This window comes from Pyrobaculum ferrireducens (assembly GCF_000234805.1).
Classification (GTDB): domain Archaea; phylum Thermoproteota; class Thermoprotei; order Thermoproteales; family Thermoproteaceae; genus Pyrobaculum; species Pyrobaculum ferrireducens.
This window is the reverse complement of sequence record NC_016645.1, coordinates 878,947-899,031: the sequence shown is the minus strand read 5'-3', so window position 1 is coordinate 899,031 and position 20,085 is coordinate 878,947. Positions and strand designations below refer to the sequence as shown.

Below are 20,085 nucleotides of genomic sequence, written 5' to 3'. Positions count from 1 at the left end.
TCATGGAGTTTGCTGAAAGTTTCAGTCTACCCCACGGACCTGTTTTATAAGTCCAACAGCTAAAATAAAGTGAGAATAGTGCTGGGGACGCCTATAAACGCCGTGCCGAGGCCGTGGCTCTACTTCGACATCCCGGCGCTGATGATCAACGCGCTCGAGGTTAGGAGGGACCCCCGCGCCGTGCTGGGCTACGAAGGGGAGCTTTGGGTAGACTCCGGAGGCTACCAGATACTGAGAAAAGGCCTCTCCGTAGACGTGGATAAGATAGCCGAGGTATATAGGCGGGTCGACGCCCAGCTCTACCTCTCCCTAGACGTGCCCCCCTCCCCAGGCGACCCCCCCGACGTCGCCGAGAGGAAGTTTGAAAAAACATACCGAAACTGGGTGAGGCTGAGGAGGGCCGTGGGGGACAGCGTTGTCCCAGTACTCCACGTGTATAGAGACGAGGCCCTCTTCTTCAGATACCTCCGCCTCTACGTAGACGCCCCCGCCCTCGCCATCGGCGCCGCGGTGCCCTACGTCTTGATCACCAGGGGCGCCCCGCAGGGATCGCGGATGCTCGCCCTCCGCCTTATAGCCAGGGCGAGGCGGGAGTTCAGAGGGCCCCTCCATGTCCTGGGGATGGGTAGCCCCTCGGTTACGCCTATTCTCCACGCCATGGGCGTGGACAGCACGGACAGCGCCACCTGGCGCCTCAAAGCCGCCTACGGCAAAGTCATACTCCCAGGCGGCGGCGAGAGGCACGTCACAGACAGAGCAGTCAACTTCGGCAGGGCCAAGCCCCGCGACGGCGAGCTGGAGGAGCTTTACAGCTTCCTAAGAGAGACTGGGTTCCCGGCGCTAGACGGCTTCTACGAGAGAATAAAAACAAGCTTCGAATACAGGGCCCTGGTCAACGCCTGGGTAGTGACGAGGTCGTGGACCCAGCCCCCGCGGACCCCCGTCTTCAGAAAGCTATACCAAGCCGTGGCCACGGCATAGTTTTTATACACATGAGAATATTCTCACATGAATATTCTTAAGAGAAGAGAGTGTGGGAGGGTGGCCGGGGCCGCCGGGTGGCTGTTGGTCTACGGGAGGAGGAAGGTGGGGAAGACCTTCACTCTCAGGAACTGCGCCAGGTACGACCTCTACATCACTGTGACTAGGTCGGGCGAGGCGCTTATCGGCGACGACCTCTGGCGCCTCGACGAGGCCCTGCGCGAGGTGGTAAAGACGTTGAAAAGGGGGGGCTCCGCCGTGGTAGACGAATTCCAGAGAGTGCCCGAGAGGTATTGGGACCTGGTCGCGTCAGCCCATCCCCACGGCTCACTCATAATAAGCGGCTCCAGCTTCGGAATGCTTAGAAAAATCTTCGACTCCCGTAGCCCCCTCCTGGGGCTATTCGACGTCTACAAAATGGGCTTGATCAAATACGCAGATGCCCTAGCCCAGCTGAGAGATTTCCAGAAGGCGGCGCTATGGCGCGACCCCTGGACTATCTCCATCGTGGCCCACCCGCGGGAGGCCGAGGAGAAGATATACGCCCTCTACATGTCCGCCATGGGCCTCATCGGCGAGGTGTTTACAGAAGAGGAGAGGACCATCACCAAGCTGTATCAAGTAGTCCTCTCCGCCCTCGCAGAGGGGGAGTGGAACTCCGCCGTGGTGGCTAACTACGCCGCGGCGAGAGGCCTCGACGTCACCGCCTCCACCGCCAGCGCGTATCTAAACAGACTCGTTGAGATGGGGCTAGTCGAGAAGATTCCCATATACGGCTCTAAGAGGAGCTACCACCGCATCTCCTCCACCCCCCTCCGCCTCGCCCTATACGCCGAGGCCAAGTACCACATATCAGAGGGCAGGGCCCCCGGCCCCCTCCCATGGGGCGTGGAGCTACAGTTCAACATAGGAGAGCTACTAGCCGAGGCAAAGGGGGGCCAGCTAGCCTACCTCTCACACGGAGACATAGACGCCGTGGTGATTACTGCGGAAGGCGCCGTGGGTTACGAAATCAAGACAGGCCCCATATCTAGACAAGAGGCGCGGCGGGCCGTGGAAAAGATACGCAGAGCCGGCCTCCCCCGCGCCGGGCTTGTGAGCCTCGCCGAGGAGCCGCCCCGAGACGTCGCAGACGAGGCCTACGGCCCCCAGCAACTGGTTGAGATGGCCCAGTCGATATTCAAAACATTCACCCACGGCAATTTTTATCAACACTGATAACCTGGGTGTTGCGATAGGCTTGAATCCTTCGCCCAAGATTTGAGACGCGTTGCTCCCGACATCGCCGACAAGATAATAAACTAAGGCAAACCCCCCTCTCATGGAAAATTAATATACGACCTTAGGTTGGAATGTGGATTAGCTTGTTAATTACTGGACTCCTATTAACAGCCGCGCCAGCGTTGGCAGACCAGTTGGGTTATTTCCACGCATTTGTTGAGCCTATAAACTCGTTTACCGACTTCTGTGTAGATGAGAAGGCTGTCTACCTATTGGAAAATTTCAAAGGCTTAACACAAATAATAGTAGTAGACCTCGTTGAAGAGAGGTTGGCTAGGTGGGTAATAAATGGCTCGTGGATAAGATGCGCCGCGCGCGGCCCCCACCTATACCTATTGAACCCCAGTGGTCGCCTGGCGGTATACGACGTAAAGAGCCGCAGTTTAATTCGTAGCGTAACTCTCCCTCCTTATCTGAAGTTCGTGGCAATATCTGCGGATAAGCTGATAGTTGGCTACCCAGAGGTTGTGGAGATATACCAGGTGGACACTCTAGAACTCGTATATCGGATGCAGATAGAACTCTACGACTATCTGATCTTACAAGACGGTGTCCTTATCGACACTCCGAGAGACTGGATACTGGTTGGCGATGAGATAGTTACAATAAATTTTTCTCTGGTGAGGTGTTGCCCTGTGAAAATAGGCGATGTGGTATACGTGCTGACGCCTAACGGCACGCTGGCCCTTTATCAAGGGTCACGTAAGATTAGAGAAGTGCCTTTATCGGAGCCGTGGGGAGTAATAGAAACAGACGGCCGATACATATACAAAATTGTCAAGCATCAATATTTAAACGTAGTTGTATATGATAAAGATTTAAATAAAATTAATAATTTCACACTGCTAGAAAGTAGCACCGGTATGTTGGGCATTCACGGACGTATGAAAAGGGCGCGTTTTTATCAAAGCGGCAACTACACAGTCATTTTTACTGAGAACTGGGTGAAAATCTCTATATTTAAAGTAGATGTGAAGAAGATAAAGCCAGGGCGCCTTACGGTGTGCTACATCACTCTATTACTCAGAGATGCGCCGGCGAGCATAAACCATTTCGTTACGTCACGGCATGGCCCGTGTTTAACCATCCCTAGGTTAATACCAGGCGTGTATGAAGTAAGGGCCGAGTCTCTCCTATGGGGACTTGAGTACTACTGGCGGGGAGAGGTTACGCCAGGGCGCGAGACGACGGTGTATATATACCATCAAGACGATATATTTTTAATATTTGCTATAGGTTTAATTACTTTTGTCATTGTATACAGACTGGTTGAAAAAACATGGCCCCAATTTTCATAGTAATAATCTCCGCTCTTCTAATGGCGCCCTTCGCGCCGGCCAACGCCGTGGGCACGGATCATATCTATGTAGATGCCAAAGTGGAAGTCTATGTATACGACAAACACAGTGGGGTGCGAATAGCTGAGGTGCCTGTTGACGGCGTTGTGCAGAGCTACGCCGTAGCTGGAGACGTATTCTTCGCAGTAACCGTGCCTTACTACACAGATGGTACCAGGTGGATTAAGCGTGGTAGATACGCCCTGTGGAAAATAGGGCCAGGGGGTGTTGAGCGCGCTGTGGACTTGCCGAGTTTTACATATGCTCACGTAGGCGCGGACTGCCGCAGAGTCGCGGTGTTGTTAATACATGAGGGAAACGCCACGCTACTCCTCTACACCCACGAATTTAGGCTTCTCTTATCTACCGAGCTGGAGCCTGTTGAGGGGGTGCAGTTGGTGGGGAGCGGGTGCGGCTTATGGCTGGCGGTGTTAAGAGAGGGGCGCGCTGTGCTCTACCACGTGGGGGACGACGGGCTTGAAAAAATCTTTGATCTAGATCTACCCGCTTATGTGATGCCCGACATGAGGGGCGGCGTGTATGTCATAACACGGCGCCATACCTACCACGTGGCGGCGGGCCAGGTCCTCCGCGTGGGGGAGGGGTACGCCAAGCCCATAGTTAAGCACCTAGTTGTCAGAGACGGGTACTACCTCGTTAGCGACGGCGGAGTGGTGGCCTACTTCAAGCCTGGGGGAGAGATTGTGGAGATATACGGGGCGGGTCCATTCTCCTGGGCGATGTCGGACGGGGAGTATATCTACGTCCCCGACGGCCCGAGGGGTTTTGTGAAATACAGATATGTTCCAAATGGGACGCTTACGGTTAGAGTTCTTGGGGAGGTGCCCCATGTCATAGAGATTGAAGGCGCTGGGCTGTCTGCCGAAGGTGTACTAGGGCCTGTGAGAGTATTTGCCCAGAGATATACTGTAAAAGTAGAGCACTGTGGGGGGAGTAGGGAGGTGGTCGCAGAGGTGAAGGACGGCGGTGAGGAGACGGTGGCCGTTAGGCTTACCGGCGTGAGGATAAGAGTAGAGGTGCTGGACTTTTTCCGGCGCACCTCAGGCTACTTGTCAACGGCGGCGTACGGGAGGGCCACATGCGCATCTGTGCTGTCTGACAAAGGCGTGGCTGAGGTGGTTGTGCCCGGCGGTGGCGAGTACAGCCTCGTCGTGGCGTACTACATCTCTGAGGGGGGTGCGGGCTACGTCTTGGAGAAGGTCAGGCGGCTGAGGTACACTGTAAAAACAAGCGACGACGGTTCGGTGCTTGTAGAACCAGGTAGAAACATTATTAGAGGCTACGAGGAAAGCCCGGGCATGTACTTCGCGTGGGGCCGAGGCGAGGTTACAATTCAAATATACAAAGACGGCGTGACATACTTAGAAGTCATTACGGCGGGGGCACTCGCGGCTCTGTACGTGAGCTGGCGCCATGTAAAAACGCGCCTAGGTGGCTACACGCAGACAAGACGTTAAAGAGCTCTCCTTCCAAAATCTCAACGCTGAGACCCCCCGACCTATGCAGATTAACAGCCTCAACCCCGCCTCGAGAAACCCCGTATGCCTCAGCCGCTCTGAAGGCCGTGGGCTTCTGGGGCTGACGTGTTAATTCGCCGGCGTATGTTGCCATAATCCGCGGATGTGGTGATTTAAGTCCACGGCGCCTATATTGACGACCACCTGGTAGCGGTGAGGTATTAATCGCGGACGCCGAGATCTCTGGCGTTTAGAAAACTTATCTCCAGATGGCGGTGGCGGCGCGCTAAAACATATATACTTAAGAGAGTATATGCACTGTGGAGAAAATTCGCACTAGCGTATACATAGACGCCGCGATTTGGAAGAGGCTTAGAGAAGAGGCGGCCCGGGAGGGGATGGACGTGTCGGAGCTCTTGGAGAAAATTCTGAGGGAGTATTTTGGCGAAATACCCGTCTCCACAGAGGAGCTAGACTTCGAACCTATCGACCTAGGACTGCGGGCTTCTCGCCTAGTTAGAGAGATGAGAGATGAGGCTTTATCTAGACACTAGCGCATTTGTGAAGAGGTACATAAAGGAGGAAGGCTCTGAAGAAGTGAGAAAAATATTTATCTCTGCCTACAACGGCGACGTGGTTTTACACATGCATTTGTTCAACGTGGGCGAGGCCCTATCCGCAATTCACAAAGCCACGAGGAGAGCCGGCCGGCCCGAGATCTACCCCCTCCTCAAGAAGAGGTTGCTGGGAGACGTGAGGAGGTTGACAAAACTAGGCGCTATGAGGCTGACACCGCTGACAATAAGCCAAATCCTAGAGGCGAGTAGATACGTAGAAAAACACAGCCTTACATCGTAGACGCCTTGCAGATAATCTCCGCCATCCAGACAAACTCAGAGTTGATAACAGGCGACGAGAAGCTCTGCAACGCGGCTGAGTCAGAAGGAGTTATCTGCAGACAAATCTAGCTATAACCGGGCTTCCCCTAAAACAATTTTTATTAACACCGACAATCTGGGTGTTATGAAGTACAGGCTCATGGACGTCTTGGCCTGTCCCTACGACAAGACCTTCCCCCTTAGACTTGTCGTTATTAAGCGTACGGAGCACCCCGAGAGGCAGTACACATGGCCCCGAAAGCCCTTCTGCGAGGAATACTGCTCCTACCGCGACCTAAAGATCAAGGAGCACCCCAAGCCAGACACCCTCCCATGTGAGGAGTGCCACAGGTGGGAGATAGAGACTGGCGTAATATACTGCCCCACATGCGGCCGGTGGTACCCCATAATCGAGGAGATACCCCGCATGCTCCCCGACGAGCTGAGAAACGAAAAGGAGGAGCTACAATTCCTGGAGTCCGTCGGCCAAGACCTGAGGCGCATCGCCCCCGACATCGCCGACAAGATAATAAACCAAGGCAAACCCTTCAACCTATCCAAAAAATAGATGGGAAAAGCCGGCCGCCTCGCCCTCTGCCTAGCGCTCCTATTCACAGTAGCGGCAGGGGCCAACTGGAAAGAGATAGAGCTCTACATCCCCCAGTCATATGACTTATATCACTGTAGCGACGCCCACGCCATCTACCTAATCAGCCCCGCGCCCCCCGACGTATCTATACATATAGTAAATCTAACGGATGTGTCTGTAAGGAGAGTTGGAATTAAAGGCGTTATCCCTGAGTATGTGAGAAGCGTCCAATGCGCAACCGCTGGGGACAAAATCTATCTATTTACGGAGGATTCAGTTGTAATATACTTCCTTAGATATAACGCCTGGGCTAGAATCCCGTACCCAAACAGGGCGGTAACCCCCCTTAACCCGGCAGTGGCATCCCACTAAGGCCTCCTCTACATACTCAGAGAGGTCGACGGGAGGAGAGTAATTGAGATACGCGACCCGCGCGATTTTAGCCTAGTCAACACAATCCCAGCGGACGGGATATATGCCATCAAGAGCTTCCCCGACGGCGTGTTGGCCTATGGATCAAATAACGTCACTGTACTCGGCCAAAACAAAACCTTCACGACGCGTGGATTTATGGAGGCTGCGTTGCTAAAAGGCCGTCTGTACATAGTAGGCGGGGCAGACGAGATAGAAACCGACGGAATCGCCGTGAAGAAAGCGCCGCGCGATGACGCGGTGGCCCTAGACGCCGACGGCAACTACCTGTATCTAGCAGTGGACTACCCCAATCCTCACGGTACGCAGGTGGTTGTGTATGTATACGACGCCGAGCTGAGGCATGTGGCAACCCTACTTCCGATTGGATACAATCACTTCCTCACTAAACCCTCGCCTCTTGTGAAAGTTGGCAACTACACAGCGCTCATCCTAGTTGGGTATCCGCAGCGGATATTAAGATACCACTATGGCAACTACCTGTGGATAAAGGTGTTCTACACCACGGACATAGCCAGCATCAAGCCTTCATCGCTACAGATTTGCAAACTCTTTACATACATAGGATTTTTCGAGCTGTTAGTCAATTACAATATTTTTATGCAGTATGAAGGAATCGGCATTAACTGTATAAAACTGGCGAACCTACTCCCGGGGCGCTACTACGTCGACGCTGACAATATCGCCATTGTGGTGCTCTTCTGGCGCCCCCACGCCGTCCGCGAGGTGGTGGATCTCAAACCCGGCGAGGATCGCCTCGTCCTACTCTACGACCAGTCCACCGTCTACGTAGGGCTGGCGGCGGCGCTATACGTGGCGCTTCTGCATAAGAAGCACAGACGACGCGTCAGCGACATCAGCGATATACTACGCTGATAATAACCTCGCCGCCCCGGGGCAACGCGCCCGGCATCTACAGCGGGTCAACATATATAACGCGGGTCGTGGAACGACGTAGATGTCCAACAGAAGCCCCTTGTCAAAGAAGTCGGCCTCCTGGCGGCGGGCGGTAAGGCTCTATGTTGCGCTGACGCCATTTCGCCGGCGCTGTTTGACACATGACTAGACACCGCCTGCTCTACACAGCCGTGTCCGTTGTACTCCTAACGGCGTTGCTAGTGAAGGCTGGATATCTCTGCGTAGACAAGAACTATATCTACCACATCGGTCCCCCCGTTGAGATCTATGACAAAAAAAGCCTAAAGCTACACGACTGGATAGAGGTACACTCAGCGTCTCCTGTATGTGTGGCCGTAGGCGACGATGCCTACGCATTTATAGACGAAAGCCTCGTCAAGCTGACGCCCCGAGGCGTCGATAAGAAAATTAAGCCGAGTGGCTGGTAGGTTTACGGCCTAGCGCCTACATGCGGCGGCGTGGCCGCGTTGATGAACAACGGTAGCCACTGGTCGCTCAGAATCTACAACCAAGACCTACAGCTTATCCACCAGTCTGTCTGGCGCTCAGAATCTGCGTGGTGGCAGGTGGCCGCCAGCGGTTGCAAGATCTGGCTAGCCGAGCCGCCGCCAACGCCGGCGCTGTACGTCTTGAATTCGGGCAACCTAACAAGAGTCTTAACGCTGAATACAACCGGCGTGGTTGTCCCCGACGGCAGAGGTGGGGTGTACTACATCGGAAAGGACTGGATCTACAGAGTCGACGAAGGCGGCGTGTCTATCGTAGGTAGAGGCCTCCACGCGACGCCAATTGCCTATGCGGTGGCCAAAAACCGCCTGTACCTCCTCGACGTTCAGAGCGTAGACGCGTGGAACTACATCAAAAGCATCATAGTCGTCGATCTTGAAAAGGGGGCTGTGGTGGGGAAGATCTACACCCCAGAGGTGGATACGGTAACGACAGACAGAGAGCGCCTCTACTTCTACCTACAGCGCCACCTTCTTGAAACCGGCCGTATAGAGAGGCGTAGCTATGTGCCCAACGCCACCATCTACCTCATTAGGAGGGGTGGCCCCCACGGCGTGCGTATAGGTATCGAGGGGGTAGGCGAAACGCTTGACGAGGTATTCGGCCCTGTAAAGCTGTGGCCTGGGATATACACCGCCTATCTGAAGCACTGCGGCGTCAGAGAAGAAAAGCGTATATACGTAGCCGACGGGATGTCAGGATACGTCGAGATGGAATTCGACGCAGTCACACTACGCTTCGTCCCCGTGGACTTCTTTAGAAGGCCCGTGGAGAGCCACATAGGCGTAGCGGTTGGCGACTGCCACAACTACACCTCACCTGGCTACGAGACAAGGCTCGTGTTGCTTAAGGGCAAGAAGTACGTAATCGACGTCACCTACATGCCGATAGAACGGGGTGGGGGTAGATACGTCGAAGATCTGCGCCAAGTCGGACTCTACGTAGAGATAGGCCGCGACGGATCCGTCAAAATCTCCGCAGACTCTCCCTTTGTCCACATGGGCGACGCCGTGTACATATACCGCGACGGGATTACCTACATGGAGGTTTTGACGGCGGCGGCCGTGGTGCTTCCGTCGCTCTACGCCGTGGACAAAATCGCCAAGCTCCTCCACAAGACAAGAAGCCGCGCCGCGGCGCCGCGGCACAACCAGCCGCAGACAAGCGCCTAAGGGGCGGCGTCGCCAACCACAGCCCAAGCAACGCTCTGCGGCCACGTAGACGCTTGACGATGGTCACAGGCAGAACTTTGCACATTTGTACGAGCTAAGGCTTATATGGAGAGCTTCTAGAGGTGGTATGAGATTTCTTATTGCGTATATTGCCGTTGCGGTTTTTCTCCTCGCAGAGGGGATGCCTCACAAGGTGGAGGTGGCTATGACGTATAATTATATGGTCGCTGTGTGTAGCGACGGCCCGTATATCTACATCGTAGATCTGGGCGACAAGACCGTTCTGCATGTTGTTAACCTAACTAGTCTTTCAACCTCCCGCGTCTATATTGACGACTACGTGGCAGACTGCGTCGCAGACGGGGGCAGGGTTCTGCTCTTCTCCAGGAAGTATGTCACGATCTACGACGCTGTGGCTAACAGATTAACCAGGCTGGAGTATAACAACTCCAACATAGACTACCCGTCTTATAAATACGCGGGGAAATTAGGCGACAAGGTGTTAATAGTCAGGTACATAAACGGGAGGGGCTATCTAGAGGTAAGGCGGCTTTCCGACTTCGCGCTACTGGAGGTCCTCAGCGGGGAGCCGCTGGGATCTATAGAGGAGTCTCCGCACGGCGTAGTCGTGTACATGGGAAGAAGCACGGCGTTGCTCTTCTGCGGCACCGATATGGAGAAGATTGAGGTGGGACCATATACCCGAGTTGTGTGCCTCGGTGACGGAGTTCTTCTCTACAACTCCACCTCATTGGTGAAGATGCCAAGGGGGCGCGGCACGGCCGTCGCGAAGAGCGTCGAAGGCGTTGAGCAGGTCTTCGTAGATGGGGACTATGTATACGTTGTGAGGAGGCGCGGCCTCAGCGTGGCGGAGGTTTTAGTTTTCGACGGCGAGCTTCGACAGCTGGGTAGATTTAACATAGTTTCCTACAGATGGCTCGATGTCCACATCCACAGATTTAGAACTGATAAACTTGCTATTGTGACTTGGGGTGAGTTTGGCGGCAGAAAGGCCATCATCCACATAGTCGATTTACGAAATGCCGCGACTAGTAGTCTCACCATCTGTATCTACTCGCTATCGCTGAGACTGAAATATGTGGCTGTAGATAGGGCTTTGGTGGCTATGGTGAATTACCCAGGCTGTGTAACTGTAGACAATCTCCTGGCAGGTACCTACCTAGTCGAGACGTATATAGACGGGTATCCACACCATAGCGAGGTAAAGGCCCTTCAGCCAGGCGGTGCCAACCTGGTGGTGTTCTACGACGACCACATACTCTACCTAGCTATGGCGGTGGCGGCCGCGGCGGCGTTCTACATAAAGAGGAGGACATGAGGGGTCTTCTACTTCTCCTCTACCTAGCGGCAGGCGCGTCGGCTCTCTGCATTGGGAACTACTACATATACGCCCTGGGGGACGCTGTATATGTCTTTGAGAAACATTCCTTGAAGCTTGTCAAATCTTTCCAATTTGAGGACGGCGTGGACGCGGAATTAACAAGAGGATGTGTAGTTATTGGAGACAGCCTGTACCTCGGCGCGATAATTGGTTACAGAGGCGTGGTCGTCAAGGCGGGCCCCTTGGGGGTGGAGAGGCGTCTGGAAATCGACGGGCTCGTCGCGTTGACTAATCACTGCGGTAGAGTAGCCGTTCTTGTGGACAACATGTCCCACATCGCTATTAAGTGGTTCACGCCAGATCTCGAGCCGGTGGGAGAAGAGTGGTGGAGAAGAGCCGGTACCTACTATACGCTTGTGTCCAGCGGTTGTGAACTCTGGCTTATTGAATACCACTGGCCAGCTGGGAGAGTCAACATATACTACGTCGGCGTCGGCGGCACCCGCACCTTGACGCACACCGCGGAGGAGTACGGCGTGGCGGTTCCCGACGGCGTCGGCGGCGTCTACTACATCACGCCGACGAAGTGGCTGAAGATTAGCAAAGACGGGGTCGTTAACATTGGCCGCGGGGTGCGGGATTTGACACACAAAGCGTTTATCAAAGGCGACGCCATATACGCGGTGGCTTTGCAGTCTCCCCACGGCCCTAACTACGTGACGGTGGCCAGGCCTTGGGGGGAGGTGGATAGGATATATCTGGGCTCCCGCCGCGTGGATCTAGCCGCAGACGGCGGCTACATCTACATCTACTACGGAGGGAGCCGTCTGGAGAGGCGCCCCTACCTGCCAAACGGCACAGCCGTCGTGAGGGCGGCCTCCGACATTAAACACGGAAATGTAAAAATTGGTATTGGAGACGTGGGTGAGGTCGAGGGGCCGGTCTACGGGCCTGTCAAGGTGCTGGCCGGGAGGTATGTGGGATACGTGGCCCACTGCGGGGGTGTTAAGAGCGTCGAGTTTGAGGTAGGCGACGGGGATGCTAAGGAAGTTGTAATAGAGGTTAGGGGCCATCATGTGAGAATTGTACTTGTGGACTTCTTCAGGCGTCCTCTAGACGGCCACCTCTATGTCGAGATTTACGGTATCGCTGGCACGTGTTTTCGAGATATTGCGAAGTCCCCCCTAGACGTGGTGTTGCCAGAGGGCGAGTACAATGCGGGGGTATCTTTCTTCAGAGACATGGAGAGGGGCGGCTACCGCACAGAGGAATATATCTCCCCGTGGTATTCATTTCGTGTAGAGCCCAGCGGCCGCATTGCCCTGCGAGATATGCTACTGGACAGGTTATTCGCAGTGGAGGGCAACACGCTCTACATTTACCGCGACGGGGTTACCTACCTCGAACTGTTGCCAGCGGCCGCGTTGCTTGGCGTCTTCTACGCGCTGGACAAGCTCTCCAGCGCGGCGTCCAGACGTCTAGGTAGGCGCTGATGCGGCTGGTGTTAGCCTTGGCGGTATTGGCCGCTTTGGCTCTCGGCCAGGCTTATCTTATCGAGGGCGTCGTGGGTGGGGAATTTGTCGACGTGTGTAGCGGCGGTGGGCGTGTATACGCCGTCGAGGTTTTTTACGACCTGCCCAGCCCGAAGTCGCTGGTACACGTAAAAGGCGATGTAAGCGGCGTAATTGAGGTGGAGGGTGGGATCGTCGCATGCGCCGCGTCTGATAGCAGGCTCCTGTTGCTGACACGTAGCGGGGCCTATCTATTTGACAAGTCGCTGAGGTATCTGGGTTTTGTGCCTCTCAACGGCTCTCTGTGGTATGGCAAAAGCGTCGTCGTCGGGGACGGCGTAGTGGCGTTGCTGGTGGGAAGGGGGGAGCGGAACTATGTCGAGATTAGGCGTCTCGACGACTTCTCGCTTGTGTCTCAGCGCGAGGTTGGGAGGTTTTATGAATATGTAAACTGTGGAGGCGGGTTCGCCCTTATGCGGGACGACGCCGTAACTATCATTACGATTAACGGTAGCGAAATTGTCAGCGCCAACCGCCTTCTACGCTTCTATAGTTTTGTCTGTCTAGGCGATTCTATCTACATGTATCGGAATGGTAGAATTATAAAGATGTCTAGAGAGGAGTCGGCGAGTCTTGAGCTCCAGGGCAACTTTCCATCGGTGTACACCGACGGGAGGTATATCTACGTCAAGATCAGGGCGGATACAGATCCACTAGCAAACACACCTGCGTTGAGCTACCTATACGTCCTGGACAGCGATTTGAGGATATTGTGGGCGGCGGCTTACTTCGGCAAGGTTGAGAAGTTTCTCCAGAAGCCAGGAGGGAATAAGACACTGGTAGTGGCCAGAGACGTAATTGGGAGGCGCGTCTTTATCGACGAGCTTGATATCGGAGGAGGCCCACCCGCCTCGTTGACATTTTGCTACTTCGGGATCAACCCCCCCGGCCGTATTACTGTTTATGTAAATTTTGAGAGCTTTCCAGGGCGATTTGGATGTGTTTCAATTCCGGCGGCTACACCCGCGAGGTACTTCTTTGAGGTGTATCGTGTCGATTTTCCGTCTGTGCCGTTTCCGTGGAGAGATGTAGTGAACGTGGAGGCGGGCAGACACGCGGTTCTCATAGCGACAGACGGCTTGTTTGAGTCTGTAGTAGTCTTCTTATTCCTAGTCCTAGCGGTGTACGTATGGGAAAGGGTGCGCTCGCCGCGTTACTACTCCTAGCCGCAGTTGCGGCGGTAGGCGTGCCTAAGCTGTGCGACATGGTGAAGGGGCAGACGGCGCCGGCGGGAACCCCGCCGCAGGTCCGCTTCGACGGGGACGGCTGGGTTGACGTGACTATCCGCGTCGTGGACTTTTTCGGCAGGCCGGTCAACGCCACGATGTATATATACGCCAGGGGTTTTGTAAAAACTGTCTACACAGGCTCTACATTTCAATTCAAGGTGCCCAGGGGGATGTGGCACCCCGTGGAGATCTGCGTGTGGAGGATGGAGCGGCACAGCTGGGGGGAGTGGGAGCGCGCCACATGCGGTGTGTATTGGATAACTGCCGACGGCGAAAACGGCGTAGGTGTAATGGGGGACTGGTTTAGCTACTTCAGCTTTGGGGAGCCCGTTATCTACATTTACTACGACGGTGCTGTCTACACAGACTTCATATACATCGCGGCGGCGCTCCTCGCGATGTATCTTGGAGAGAAGGCGTGGGGGCGGGTCAAAAGGCGGCACGCGCCTCGGTAGACCTCGGGGGCTGTGGATGTGCTGACCCGCGGGTCATATAGATGGGGCCTTTGTAGAGATACGCCGCGGCGGCGGCCATGAAGAACATGTGTGCAAGGTCAGCCCTCGCGATGTAGTATGCATGGCCGGCTGGGGTGGGGAGCGAGGCCACCCCAGCCGCGGCGAAGACTGCGCCTAGGAAGGCCGGCCCGCGGCGGCGCCCGTCCCAGAGGAGAGCCGCGGCGAAGGCCGCCTTGGCTAGCCACGCAAGCCACAGCGGCACTGCATAGTTCTCGGAGTATATAGGGGGGTAGGAGAGGTACACAACCCCGCCCGTGTTGAGGAAGTAGGAGGCGGCGCCGAGCGCGGCGACTGAGAGGGGGAGGGGCGCCAGCCTCCTGTTTCTCAACACGGCGGCGCCGGCGACTCCAGCCGCTATGTACTGCCACTGGAGGCCCCGGTGTAGCTCGGGCCAGAGGATCCCCAGCGCTGTGACGGCGGCGAAGAGCGCCCCCCAGCCCCACCTAGTCTCCACGAGGGTAGACACCGCGGCGAAGGCCGCGGCGAAGACTGCCCCCGTGTAGCCGTGCGGCGCGAGGGCTGAGGAGACGGCGGCGGCGTAGGCGAGGAGGCCCAGGGGCTTTCTCGCCTCCAGCGCCGCGATGCCTATGGCCGCCGCGATGGCGTGGTGGGCCTCCAGATCTCTCATGTGCGGCAGAAGGAACAGGGCCGCCGCCGCGGCGAGGGCGGCCAGAGTGGCTGGGTCGCGCCGCAGGATCGCAAGCGCCCACGGGATAAACGACACGGCGTAGAGGAGGGGCCGAGAGGCCGCCGGGGTTGCGTAGCTGAGGGCGGCCGCCGCCGTCCATCCCGTGAGGACTATGGCGAGGCCCCAGAGGCCGGTGGCGAATATGCGGGGGTCAAAACTCCGCCGAGACATAGGACCTGCACCTCATTTCGAGGTGGAGGACGTCGCTAAGCGTCTTGCAGAGGGCCGCCGAGGCGATCTTTGCTATGTAGTTCCACTGGAGCCCCCTCTCCAGGGGGACCAGCTCGGCGTCTTGCGATCTGTGGCGCGCTACCGAGTTCACAAGAACGTAGAGGCTCCGCCCCACGGAGAGGGCCTTCGTCTTCACGTCGTAGTGCGGCCAGAAGTCCCCGCATCTGTAGACCACCACCAGGGCCTTGGCGAAGATCCTCGGCCAGGTGAACATGAGGCTGTCCACCCTCACGTCCGCGGCGGCTTTACACGGCGTGCCGAACTTCACCGTGTACTCCGCAGGCCCCGACGCCGAGAGGGACACATTTTCAAAATCCACCTCGGAGAGCTCGGGGATCTCCACGCAACAATCTCCCACCAATCTTTAAAACTTTCCGCAGGCTCTAGGACGTGGAGGCATGCCGCCCCGAGGTACTCGTCGACTCGGCCTGGGACCGCGCCGGTATTGCGATAATCGCCGTGGTGTTCATAGCGATGCTGGCCCCGCGAGCTCTGTGGGCCGTCCCTATACTGCTCCTCGCCTCCGCCGCGACTATAATACTCGCGGCCAAGAGGTTTAACAAGGCGTCGAGAGCCGCTGAGCTAGTGGACTGCGGAGGGGCGCTTAAGAGGCCCGTGGCGGCCCGGCCCGGCTACGTGGTGTCGTACTACCACGACGCGGGGAGGCACAGCACCATTTACTTTAAGTTCGAGCCGGCGGGGGAGCCCACGGTGCTGTCCCGGCTCGAGTGGACACACGCCAGGGGGTACATAGTAGCGGCCTCGGGGTACAGGCTGTACCTCTGGCTACCCGCCTACGAGATACTGGACGACTGTTGCCGCGGCGTCTACATCGCCGCTGTTGATCCGGCGTTTCTCCCCCAGAGAGGCCCGGTGCAACTCACCCTCTCCACGCCGGAGGGGGACTCCGCGTCGGCAGGCCTAGCCCTCAGAGGCGCCGTGCTGGAGGCCGAGCTGACTTTTTGGCCCGTCAAGGCCAGGTCGGCGCGGCTCGAGCTCCACGTAGACACGGGACACCACAGATTCAAGAAGGTGTTGCTCGCCGCCGAGAGCGGATCTAGACGCGTCGAGCTGGACATTGGCGGGAGGCCTGGGCTCTACGTCATCAAAGGCGCCGTCCCCCCGACACGCGCCGGTGTACTCGGGATAGAGCGCGAGGGGCTGTTGGGCTACGGCGGGGGCGGCGAATACACTGCGAGGCTTGTGATAGACATACCCCTAAGACCAGACTACCACGTAGACGCCCAGCTGTAGAAACGTGGACACGTTGAGGACTCAAAAAATTGACAACCCGCCGAAGCCGAACTCCAAGCCGCTCTCTCAAATAGTGATGTATCCCCCCTAGGCGTCCACATTCGCGGTTCGCCAGTAGCCGGCGGAGAGACGCGCACAGCGCACACGGCACCCCGCGTCTGGCCCCCCGGCGAGGCCGTAAATGTAGCCGCATCGCAAACCACGCGAGGCGTCTTTACTAAACCTGCTGATATATGTCTTTTTTCTTTAAGAAGCGGTTGGGATTTTCGGCTTCAAAAATTTCTTAGCCAGTGGTGTTGCCGTCGTTAGTGGGAGAATCCTCTAGGCGCCTTCGCTACGCGTTTCCCGCCGTTGCTACGCCTCACCTGGTGGATATCCTTAGGAAGCTCCCCGTGGCGTTGTACAGCGGCTCCCCAAGCCTCAGCTTTGAGACGTCAATTGTGGCATTGACTACGTATGAGCAACGGCTGAGCACAGGGCCTAATACCTCTCTCTTAACCCCCACCTCAGCCCACTCCGGCAGAGCTATGTATACTCCCGAATTACTAAAAACCACGGTGGCGTTATGGAAAGGTGTCGGGGCTCTGTAGACAAATGTAAGATACCCCACGCTTTTATTTACATTAACGACTAACAAAACATCTACAGGATACAAGACGGGGTTCATGACAATTGTCTTGTTTTTGACATATCTAGCATAACATTTTAACACCAGGTTCTCGGGGAAGGGGTCTGTCCTACTCGGCGGCTGGGCCGACGCCGGCCTTACAAACACGACGTAGGTTTCGTTTCCCACTTTCCCCGCCGCGTGGCATATATAGCCCCAACCCGGCATCCAGTTAATCGGCGGAGAGGGGGACAAGACCACATCTCCATTATATTCACAAGGCCCCCACACCACCCCACTCACCTCTGTAAAAACGCCGAGGCATACCACCTCTAGTTGAAGCTTGCAGTGATCCACCTCGCCGCTCACAGTCGCGTTGGCCTTAGCCACGGCGCCGCCGCCCCGCGAAGTTGAGAAAAGCAAGACGGCAAGTATAGCGGCAAGGACGCTGAGTAAGAGGAAGAACTTCACTGAGTGGGATCTACGTCGATCTCGGGACTGCATATCGGCTGTATATAGGATTCTACAAATATATCGTTTACCACAGCTCTTCTGCTTACAATGCTAGGCATCGGCTTTATCTGGCGATTCAAGCTACATGCCGGAATGCCGCCACTGCAAACTTCTATATGCACGCTTGGAGAAACGAGGTTAAGAACGGTTACGCTAAAACTCAGAGTACCCTATCGCTCAGGTAGTTTCCTAAATTAATTTGTCACATAGTGTAGACTTTGAACACCGGCGCGCCCTCAGTAGTTTTTGGCAATTTTCAACTCTATTTGTACCCCCAAAGGCGATATGTCGCAACTGCATCACCACAGGTTTCTCTCACTATAAACACGCCAAAACCTACCTCCTCTAAACAGAAGGATGGCGCATCTCTTAACTACCGCAACGGCGTCGTAGTCCCTTGTAACGACTGCGCATCCCGCTCCGCACTCAGCCTCGCACAGCTCCGCGGCGTACACCTCGGCGGGCTTCTGCTCGGATAGTCTGCAGTTGAGACCGTAGCTGGCGCAGAGCTCCAAGTAGCGCCTAGCGAGAGGCATGTGGGTCTCGCTCCAGGCGTCTACCACGAAGACGGCGTCTAAGCCGGCCTCAGCCGCCGACCTAAACAGCTCCTCCGGATCGCTGAGGGCGGCCGCTATGGAGAAGACGTCTACGTACAGCCTCCGGTAGTTGGCCGGCGAGTCTGGCTTAAGCTCGAAGACGCCCTTCCTAGTCCTCACTCTCATGGAATTTTGCGACAAGGAACTTAGCCACGGCTAGGGGCACCTCCTCCCCCTCCGCCTCGTAGACGACGTAGCCGCCGCACCTCACGGCGATGCGCCTCTGCCTAGAGATCACCAATACTCTGAAGCGCGGCGAGGCGAAGAAAGTCAAGTCTATCTTATCGGCGTCTGGCTTGACGTACGCCTCGCCGTTTGCCGATATGCGGCCTCTGCAATCAACAACAGCCTCGGCAACGTAGACCGTTGTCCTCTCGGCCCTCTCCAAAGCCCTCTTGTATCTGCGGAAGAGCATGACGGCGGCTACGTGTGTGCAAATGTCCCTCCTGCGCCTGAGGCCGAACTGCGTGTAGTAGCAGGTACAGAGCCACCTGCCCTCTGCAGAAGACCACCAGACCTGGTAAAGAGGCCTCCAATCCCCCAGCTCCCGCCTCCCCTCCACCACGTAGAGGTCCTCCCTCACCTCCTTAACGTCGCCGAGCCTTAGGAGGGCTCTTTTAATCCAGCTGTTGGACTTGCCGGGGAAGTCTGTTTTTAGATCCTCTATGGCTTTTTTGAAGGCGTTGCTGGGCGTAATGTGTGGTGTAGGTTTTTGCATTTTATAGGTTTTGTCTGGCTGTGGGGTTGTCGGAGGTGCTTGTGCCCCTTTCGGGGCCGCATGCCCCCCTTCACGCGGTTTGGGGGGTGCTTGTGCCCCTTTCGGGGCCGCATCTCTCCCCACATCCCGTTGAGTGTTGTGGATTTGTTTAAAAGGTTTTCTTCTGACGTGAGGCTGGTATTTTATGTGGACGAGTCTGGGCTAAAGTCTTTTTGCAACTGTGTCGTTGTGGCGGGGGTTTTGGCGGTGGTGTCGGGTAGCTACATGTACTGGGGGGAGGGGGTGGTTAGGCGAATTAGGGAGGCTCTCGGCGTCTCTGGGGAGCTTAAGTGGCGTGTGGTGAAGAGGCGTGGGGGGAGGGGGCTGGTGGAGGAGTTGCTTGGGGGGCTGGAGGTGAGGCACTTCGCGGTTCACTACACGTCCCAGGTGGAGTTTGAGAAGGCGTTGTGGAGGTTTCTTGTCGAGGTGCCTGCCGACTTGTATGTCCTCGACGTGGGGCTGGCGGATGCGTCTAAGTTCCCGAGGGCTGTGAATAAGCCGTCTCACAAAACGCCGGGGATTCAAATCGCCGACTTGGCGGCGGGTTTCTACGCGGAAAAAGCTAGGTGTTAGATTTTAAGCGCTATTTGGCCGTTGAGGGCTTTCTGCAACCTCCTCTCCACGTCGTCCCAGTTGACTACGTTCCACCAGTTGTCTACGTAGCTCCCGCGGTCGTTTTTGTACTGGAGGTAGTAGGCGTGCTCCCACACGTCGAGGGCTAGGAGCACCTGGGCGTCCGCGGCGTGCATGAGGTTGTGCTTCTCCACCTGGAGAATTACCAGTTGCTCTGCTAGAGGCTCGTATACCAGGATGGCCCAGCCGACGCCCTCTACGTTCTTGGCGGCTTGGCTGAACTCCTCCTTGAACTTCTCGAAGCTTCCGAAGAACTGGTTGATTAAGTCTGCCGTCTTGCCGCCTGGCTTGCCGCCTCCCTTCCCGGGCGGCGCCATGTTGGGCCAGAATATGGAGTGTAGCACGTGGCCGTTGAGGTGGAAGGAGAAGTCTCTCAACACGGCTCTTATGTCTATCTGAGCCTCGCCTTTTCTAAACTTCTCAAGCTTCTCAAGAGCGGCGTTTGCCCCGTTGACGTAGCCCTGGTGGTGCTTCTGGTGGTGGAGCTTCATAATCTCCTCGGCTATGTAGGGCTCAAGGGCGTTGTAGGCGTAGGGTAGCTCTGGCAGGGTGTATTTCTTCACCGTGACCATGGCA

22 protein-coding genes are annotated in these 20,085 nt (G+C 56.2%); 16 read left to right on the top strand and 6 right to left on the bottom strand.

The window, feature by feature from the left end:
* Window positions 1–69: 69 nt before the first annotated feature.
* The 14 genes from P186_RS04940 to P186_RS04870 all read left to right on the top strand — a co-directional run bounded on the left by P186_RS04940 (window position 70) and on the right by P186_RS04870 (window position 14,170).
* A complete protein-coding gene (locus P186_RS04940) occupies window positions 70–981 on the top strand; it encodes a tRNA guanosine transglycosylase family protein (protein ID WP_014288338.1) in 912 nt (303 codons plus the stop codon).
* 27 nt (window positions 982–1,008) lie between these two features.
* Window positions 1,009–2,199: an AAA family ATPase gene (locus P186_RS04935; RefSeq protein ID WP_014288337.1), complete on the top strand. Its 1,191-nt coding sequence runs from the start codon at window positions 1,009–1,011 to the stop codon at window positions 2,197–2,199.
* Window positions 2,200–2,333: 134 nt separating this feature from the next.
* Entirely contained in the window at window positions 2,334–3,560 is a 1,227-nt protein-coding gene (locus P186_RS04925; RefSeq protein ID WP_014288336.1) for a hypothetical protein, read from the top strand.
* Window positions 3,542–5,077: a hypothetical protein gene (locus P186_RS04920; RefSeq protein WP_014288335.1), complete on the top strand. Its 1,536-nt coding sequence runs from the start codon at window positions 3,542–3,544 to the stop codon at window positions 5,075–5,077. The genes P186_RS04925 and P186_RS04920 overlap by 19 nt, the downstream gene beginning before the upstream one ends.
* Before the next feature lie 320 nt (window positions 5,078–5,397).
* Entirely contained in the window at window positions 5,398–5,631 is a 234-nt protein-coding gene (locus tag P186_RS04915; protein ID WP_014288334.1) for a ribbon-helix-helix protein, CopG family, read from the top strand.
* The gene (locus tag P186_RS04910) at window positions 5,609–5,935 is read left to right on the top strand and encodes a type II toxin-antitoxin system VapC family toxin (RefSeq protein WP_237179471.1); all 327 of its coding nucleotides are present in this window, start codon (window positions 5,609–5,611) and stop codon (window positions 5,933–5,935) included. The genes P186_RS04915 and P186_RS04910 overlap by 23 nt, the downstream gene beginning before the upstream one ends.
* A gap of 165 nt (window positions 5,936–6,100) precedes the next feature.
* Entirely contained in the window at window positions 6,101–6,523 is a 423-nt protein-coding gene (locus P186_RS04905) for a Trm112 family protein (RefSeq protein ID WP_014288332.1), read from the top strand.
* Between the two features lie 591 nt (window positions 6,524–7,114).
* Window positions 7,115–7,852 (top strand): hypothetical protein, encoded by a 738-nt coding sequence (locus P186_RS04900; protein ID WP_148682739.1) that lies wholly within the window; start codon window positions 7,115–7,117, stop codon window positions 7,850–7,852.
* Between the two features lie 182 nt (window positions 7,853–8,034).
* Entirely contained in the window at window positions 8,035–8,322 is a 288-nt protein-coding gene (locus P186_RS04895) for a hypothetical protein (protein ID WP_014288329.1), read from the top strand.
* A 30-nt stretch (window positions 8,323–8,352) separates the two neighbouring features.
* Complete coding sequence (locus P186_RS04890; protein WP_014288328.1) at window positions 8,353–9,573, top strand: hypothetical protein; 1,221 nt, start codon at window positions 8,353–8,355, stop codon at window positions 9,571–9,573.
* Between the two features lie 127 nt (window positions 9,574–9,700).
* Window positions 9,701–10,912 (top strand): hypothetical protein, encoded by a 1,212-nt coding sequence (locus P186_RS04885; protein WP_148682738.1) that lies wholly within the window; start codon window positions 9,701–9,703, stop codon window positions 10,910–10,912.
* Window positions 10,909–12,408, top strand: a complete 1,500-nt coding sequence (locus P186_RS04880; protein WP_014288326.1) for a hypothetical protein — start codon at window positions 10,909–10,911, stop codon at window positions 12,406–12,408. Before P186_RS04885 ends, P186_RS04880 begins: the two co-directional genes overlap by 4 nt.
* Window positions 12,408–13,652, top strand: coding sequence for a hypothetical protein (locus P186_RS04875; protein WP_014288325.1), 1,245 nt, complete (start codon window positions 12,408–12,410; stop codon window positions 13,650–13,652). The genes P186_RS04880 and P186_RS04875 overlap by 1 nt, the downstream gene beginning before the upstream one ends.
* Window positions 13,616–14,170 (top strand): hypothetical protein, encoded by a 555-nt coding sequence (locus P186_RS04870; protein ID WP_148682737.1) that lies wholly within the window; start codon window positions 13,616–13,618, stop codon window positions 14,168–14,170. Before P186_RS04875 ends, P186_RS04870 begins: the two co-directional genes overlap by 37 nt.
* Here the strand turns inward: P186_RS04870 and P186_RS04865 are convergent.
* Both P186_RS04865 and P186_RS04860 read right to left on the bottom strand, forming a co-directional pair.
* Window positions 14,145–15,089 (bottom strand): hypothetical protein, encoded by a 945-nt coding sequence (locus tag P186_RS04865; protein WP_014288324.1) that lies wholly within the window; start codon window positions 15,087–15,089, stop codon window positions 14,145–14,147. The two genes, P186_RS04870 and P186_RS04865, sit on opposite strands and share 26 nt — an antisense overlap.
* Window positions 15,070–15,492 (bottom strand): hypothetical protein, encoded by a 423-nt coding sequence (locus P186_RS04860; protein WP_014288323.1) that lies wholly within the window; start codon window positions 15,490–15,492, stop codon window positions 15,070–15,072. Before P186_RS04860 ends, P186_RS04865 begins: the two co-directional genes overlap by 20 nt.
* 47 nt (window positions 15,493–15,539) lie before the next feature.
* On the opposite strand from P186_RS04860, the gene P186_RS04855 reads away from it, so the two are divergent.
* On the top strand, window positions 15,540–16,403 hold the full coding sequence (locus P186_RS04855) for a hypothetical protein (RefSeq protein ID WP_014288322.1): 864 nt from the start codon (window positions 15,540–15,542) through the stop codon (window positions 16,401–16,403).
* A 361-nt stretch (window positions 16,404–16,764) separates the two neighbouring features.
* Here P186_RS04855 and P186_RS14260 read toward each other — a convergent pair whose 3' ends face one another.
* The 3 genes from P186_RS14260 to P186_RS04835 all read right to left on the bottom strand — a co-directional run bounded on the left by P186_RS14260 (window position 16,765) and on the right by P186_RS04835 (window position 18,837).
* Window positions 16,765–17,481 (bottom strand): hypothetical protein, encoded by a 717-nt coding sequence (locus P186_RS14260; RefSeq protein ID WP_014288321.1) that lies wholly within the window; start codon window positions 17,479–17,481, stop codon window positions 16,765–16,767.
* 341 nt (window positions 17,482–17,822) lie between these two features.
* On the bottom strand, window positions 17,823–18,245 hold the full coding sequence (locus P186_RS04840; protein ID WP_014288319.1) for a hypothetical protein: 423 nt from the start codon (window positions 18,243–18,245) through the stop codon (window positions 17,823–17,825).
* Entirely contained in the window at window positions 18,229–18,837 is a 609-nt protein-coding gene (locus tag P186_RS04835; protein WP_014288318.1) for a hypothetical protein, read from the bottom strand. Before P186_RS04835 ends, P186_RS04840 begins: the two co-directional genes overlap by 17 nt.
* 168 nt (window positions 18,838–19,005) lie before the next feature.
* Between P186_RS04835 and P186_RS04830 the strand changes: the two genes are divergently transcribed.
* On the top strand, window positions 19,006–19,449 hold the full coding sequence (locus tag P186_RS04830; protein WP_148682736.1) for a DUF3800 domain-containing protein: 444 nt from the start codon (window positions 19,006–19,008) through the stop codon (window positions 19,447–19,449).
* Here P186_RS04830 and P186_RS04825 read toward each other — a convergent pair.
* On the bottom strand, window positions 19,446–20,081 hold the full coding sequence (locus P186_RS04825; RefSeq protein WP_014288316.1) for a superoxide dismutase: 636 nt from the start codon (window positions 20,079–20,081) through the stop codon (window positions 19,446–19,448). The two genes, P186_RS04830 and P186_RS04825, sit on opposite strands and share 4 nt — an antisense overlap.
* Window positions 20,082–20,085 lie beyond the last annotated feature (4 nt).

Bases quoted from the DNA above. Each gene is read 5' to 3' on its own strand.
- P186_RS04935 (WP_014288337.1), top strand. From the start codon at position 1,009: ATGAATATTCTTAAGAGAAGAGAGTGTGGGAGGGTGGCCGGGGCCGCC.
- P186_RS04925 (WP_014288336.1), top strand. From the start codon at position 2,334: ATGTGGATTAGCTTGTTAATTACTGGACTCCTATTAACAGCCGCGCCA.
- P186_RS04920 (WP_014288335.1), top strand. From the start codon at position 3,542: ATGGCCCCAATTTTCATAGTAATAATCTCCGCTCTTCTAATGGCGCCC.
- P186_RS04910 (WP_237179471.1), top strand. From the start codon at position 5,609: ATGAGGCTTTATCTAGACACTAGCGCATTTGTGAAGAGGTACATAAAG.
- P186_RS04905 (WP_014288332.1), top strand. From the start codon at position 6,101: ATGAAGTACAGGCTCATGGACGTCTTGGCCTGTCCCTACGACAAGACC.
- P186_RS04900 (WP_148682739.1), top strand. From the start codon at position 7,115: ATGGAGGCTGCGTTGCTAAAAGGCCGTCTGTACATAGTAGGCGGGGCA.
- P186_RS04895 (WP_014288329.1), top strand. From the start codon at position 8,035: ATGACTAGACACCGCCTGCTCTACACAGCCGTGTCCGTTGTACTCCTA.
- P186_RS04885 (WP_148682738.1), top strand. From the start codon at position 9,701: ATGAGATTTCTTATTGCGTATATTGCCGTTGCGGTTTTTCTCCTCGCA.
- P186_RS04880 (WP_014288326.1), top strand. From the start codon at position 10,909: ATGAGGGGTCTTCTACTTCTCCTCTACCTAGCGGCAGGCGCGTCGGCT.
- P186_RS04875 (WP_014288325.1), top strand. From the start codon at position 12,408: ATGCGGCTGGTGTTAGCCTTGGCGGTATTGGCCGCTTTGGCTCTCGGC.
- P186_RS04870 (WP_148682737.1), top strand. From the start codon at position 13,616: ATGGGAAAGGGTGCGCTCGCCGCGTTACTACTCCTAGCCGCAGTTGCG.
- P186_RS04865 (WP_014288324.1), bottom strand. From the start codon at position 15,089: ATGTCTCGGCGGAGTTTTGACCCCCGCATATTCGCCACCGGCCTCTGG.
- P186_RS04840 (WP_014288319.1), bottom strand. From the start codon at position 18,245: ATGAGAGTGAGGACTAGGAAGGGCGTCTTCGAGCTTAAGCCAGACTCG.
- P186_RS04835 (WP_014288318.1), bottom strand. From the start codon at position 18,837: ATGCAAAAACCTACACCACACATTACGCCCAGCAACGCCTTCAAAAAA.
- P186_RS04825 (WP_014288316.1), bottom strand. From the start codon at position 20,081: ATGGTCACGGTGAAGAAATACACCCTGCCAGAGCTACCCTACGCCTAC.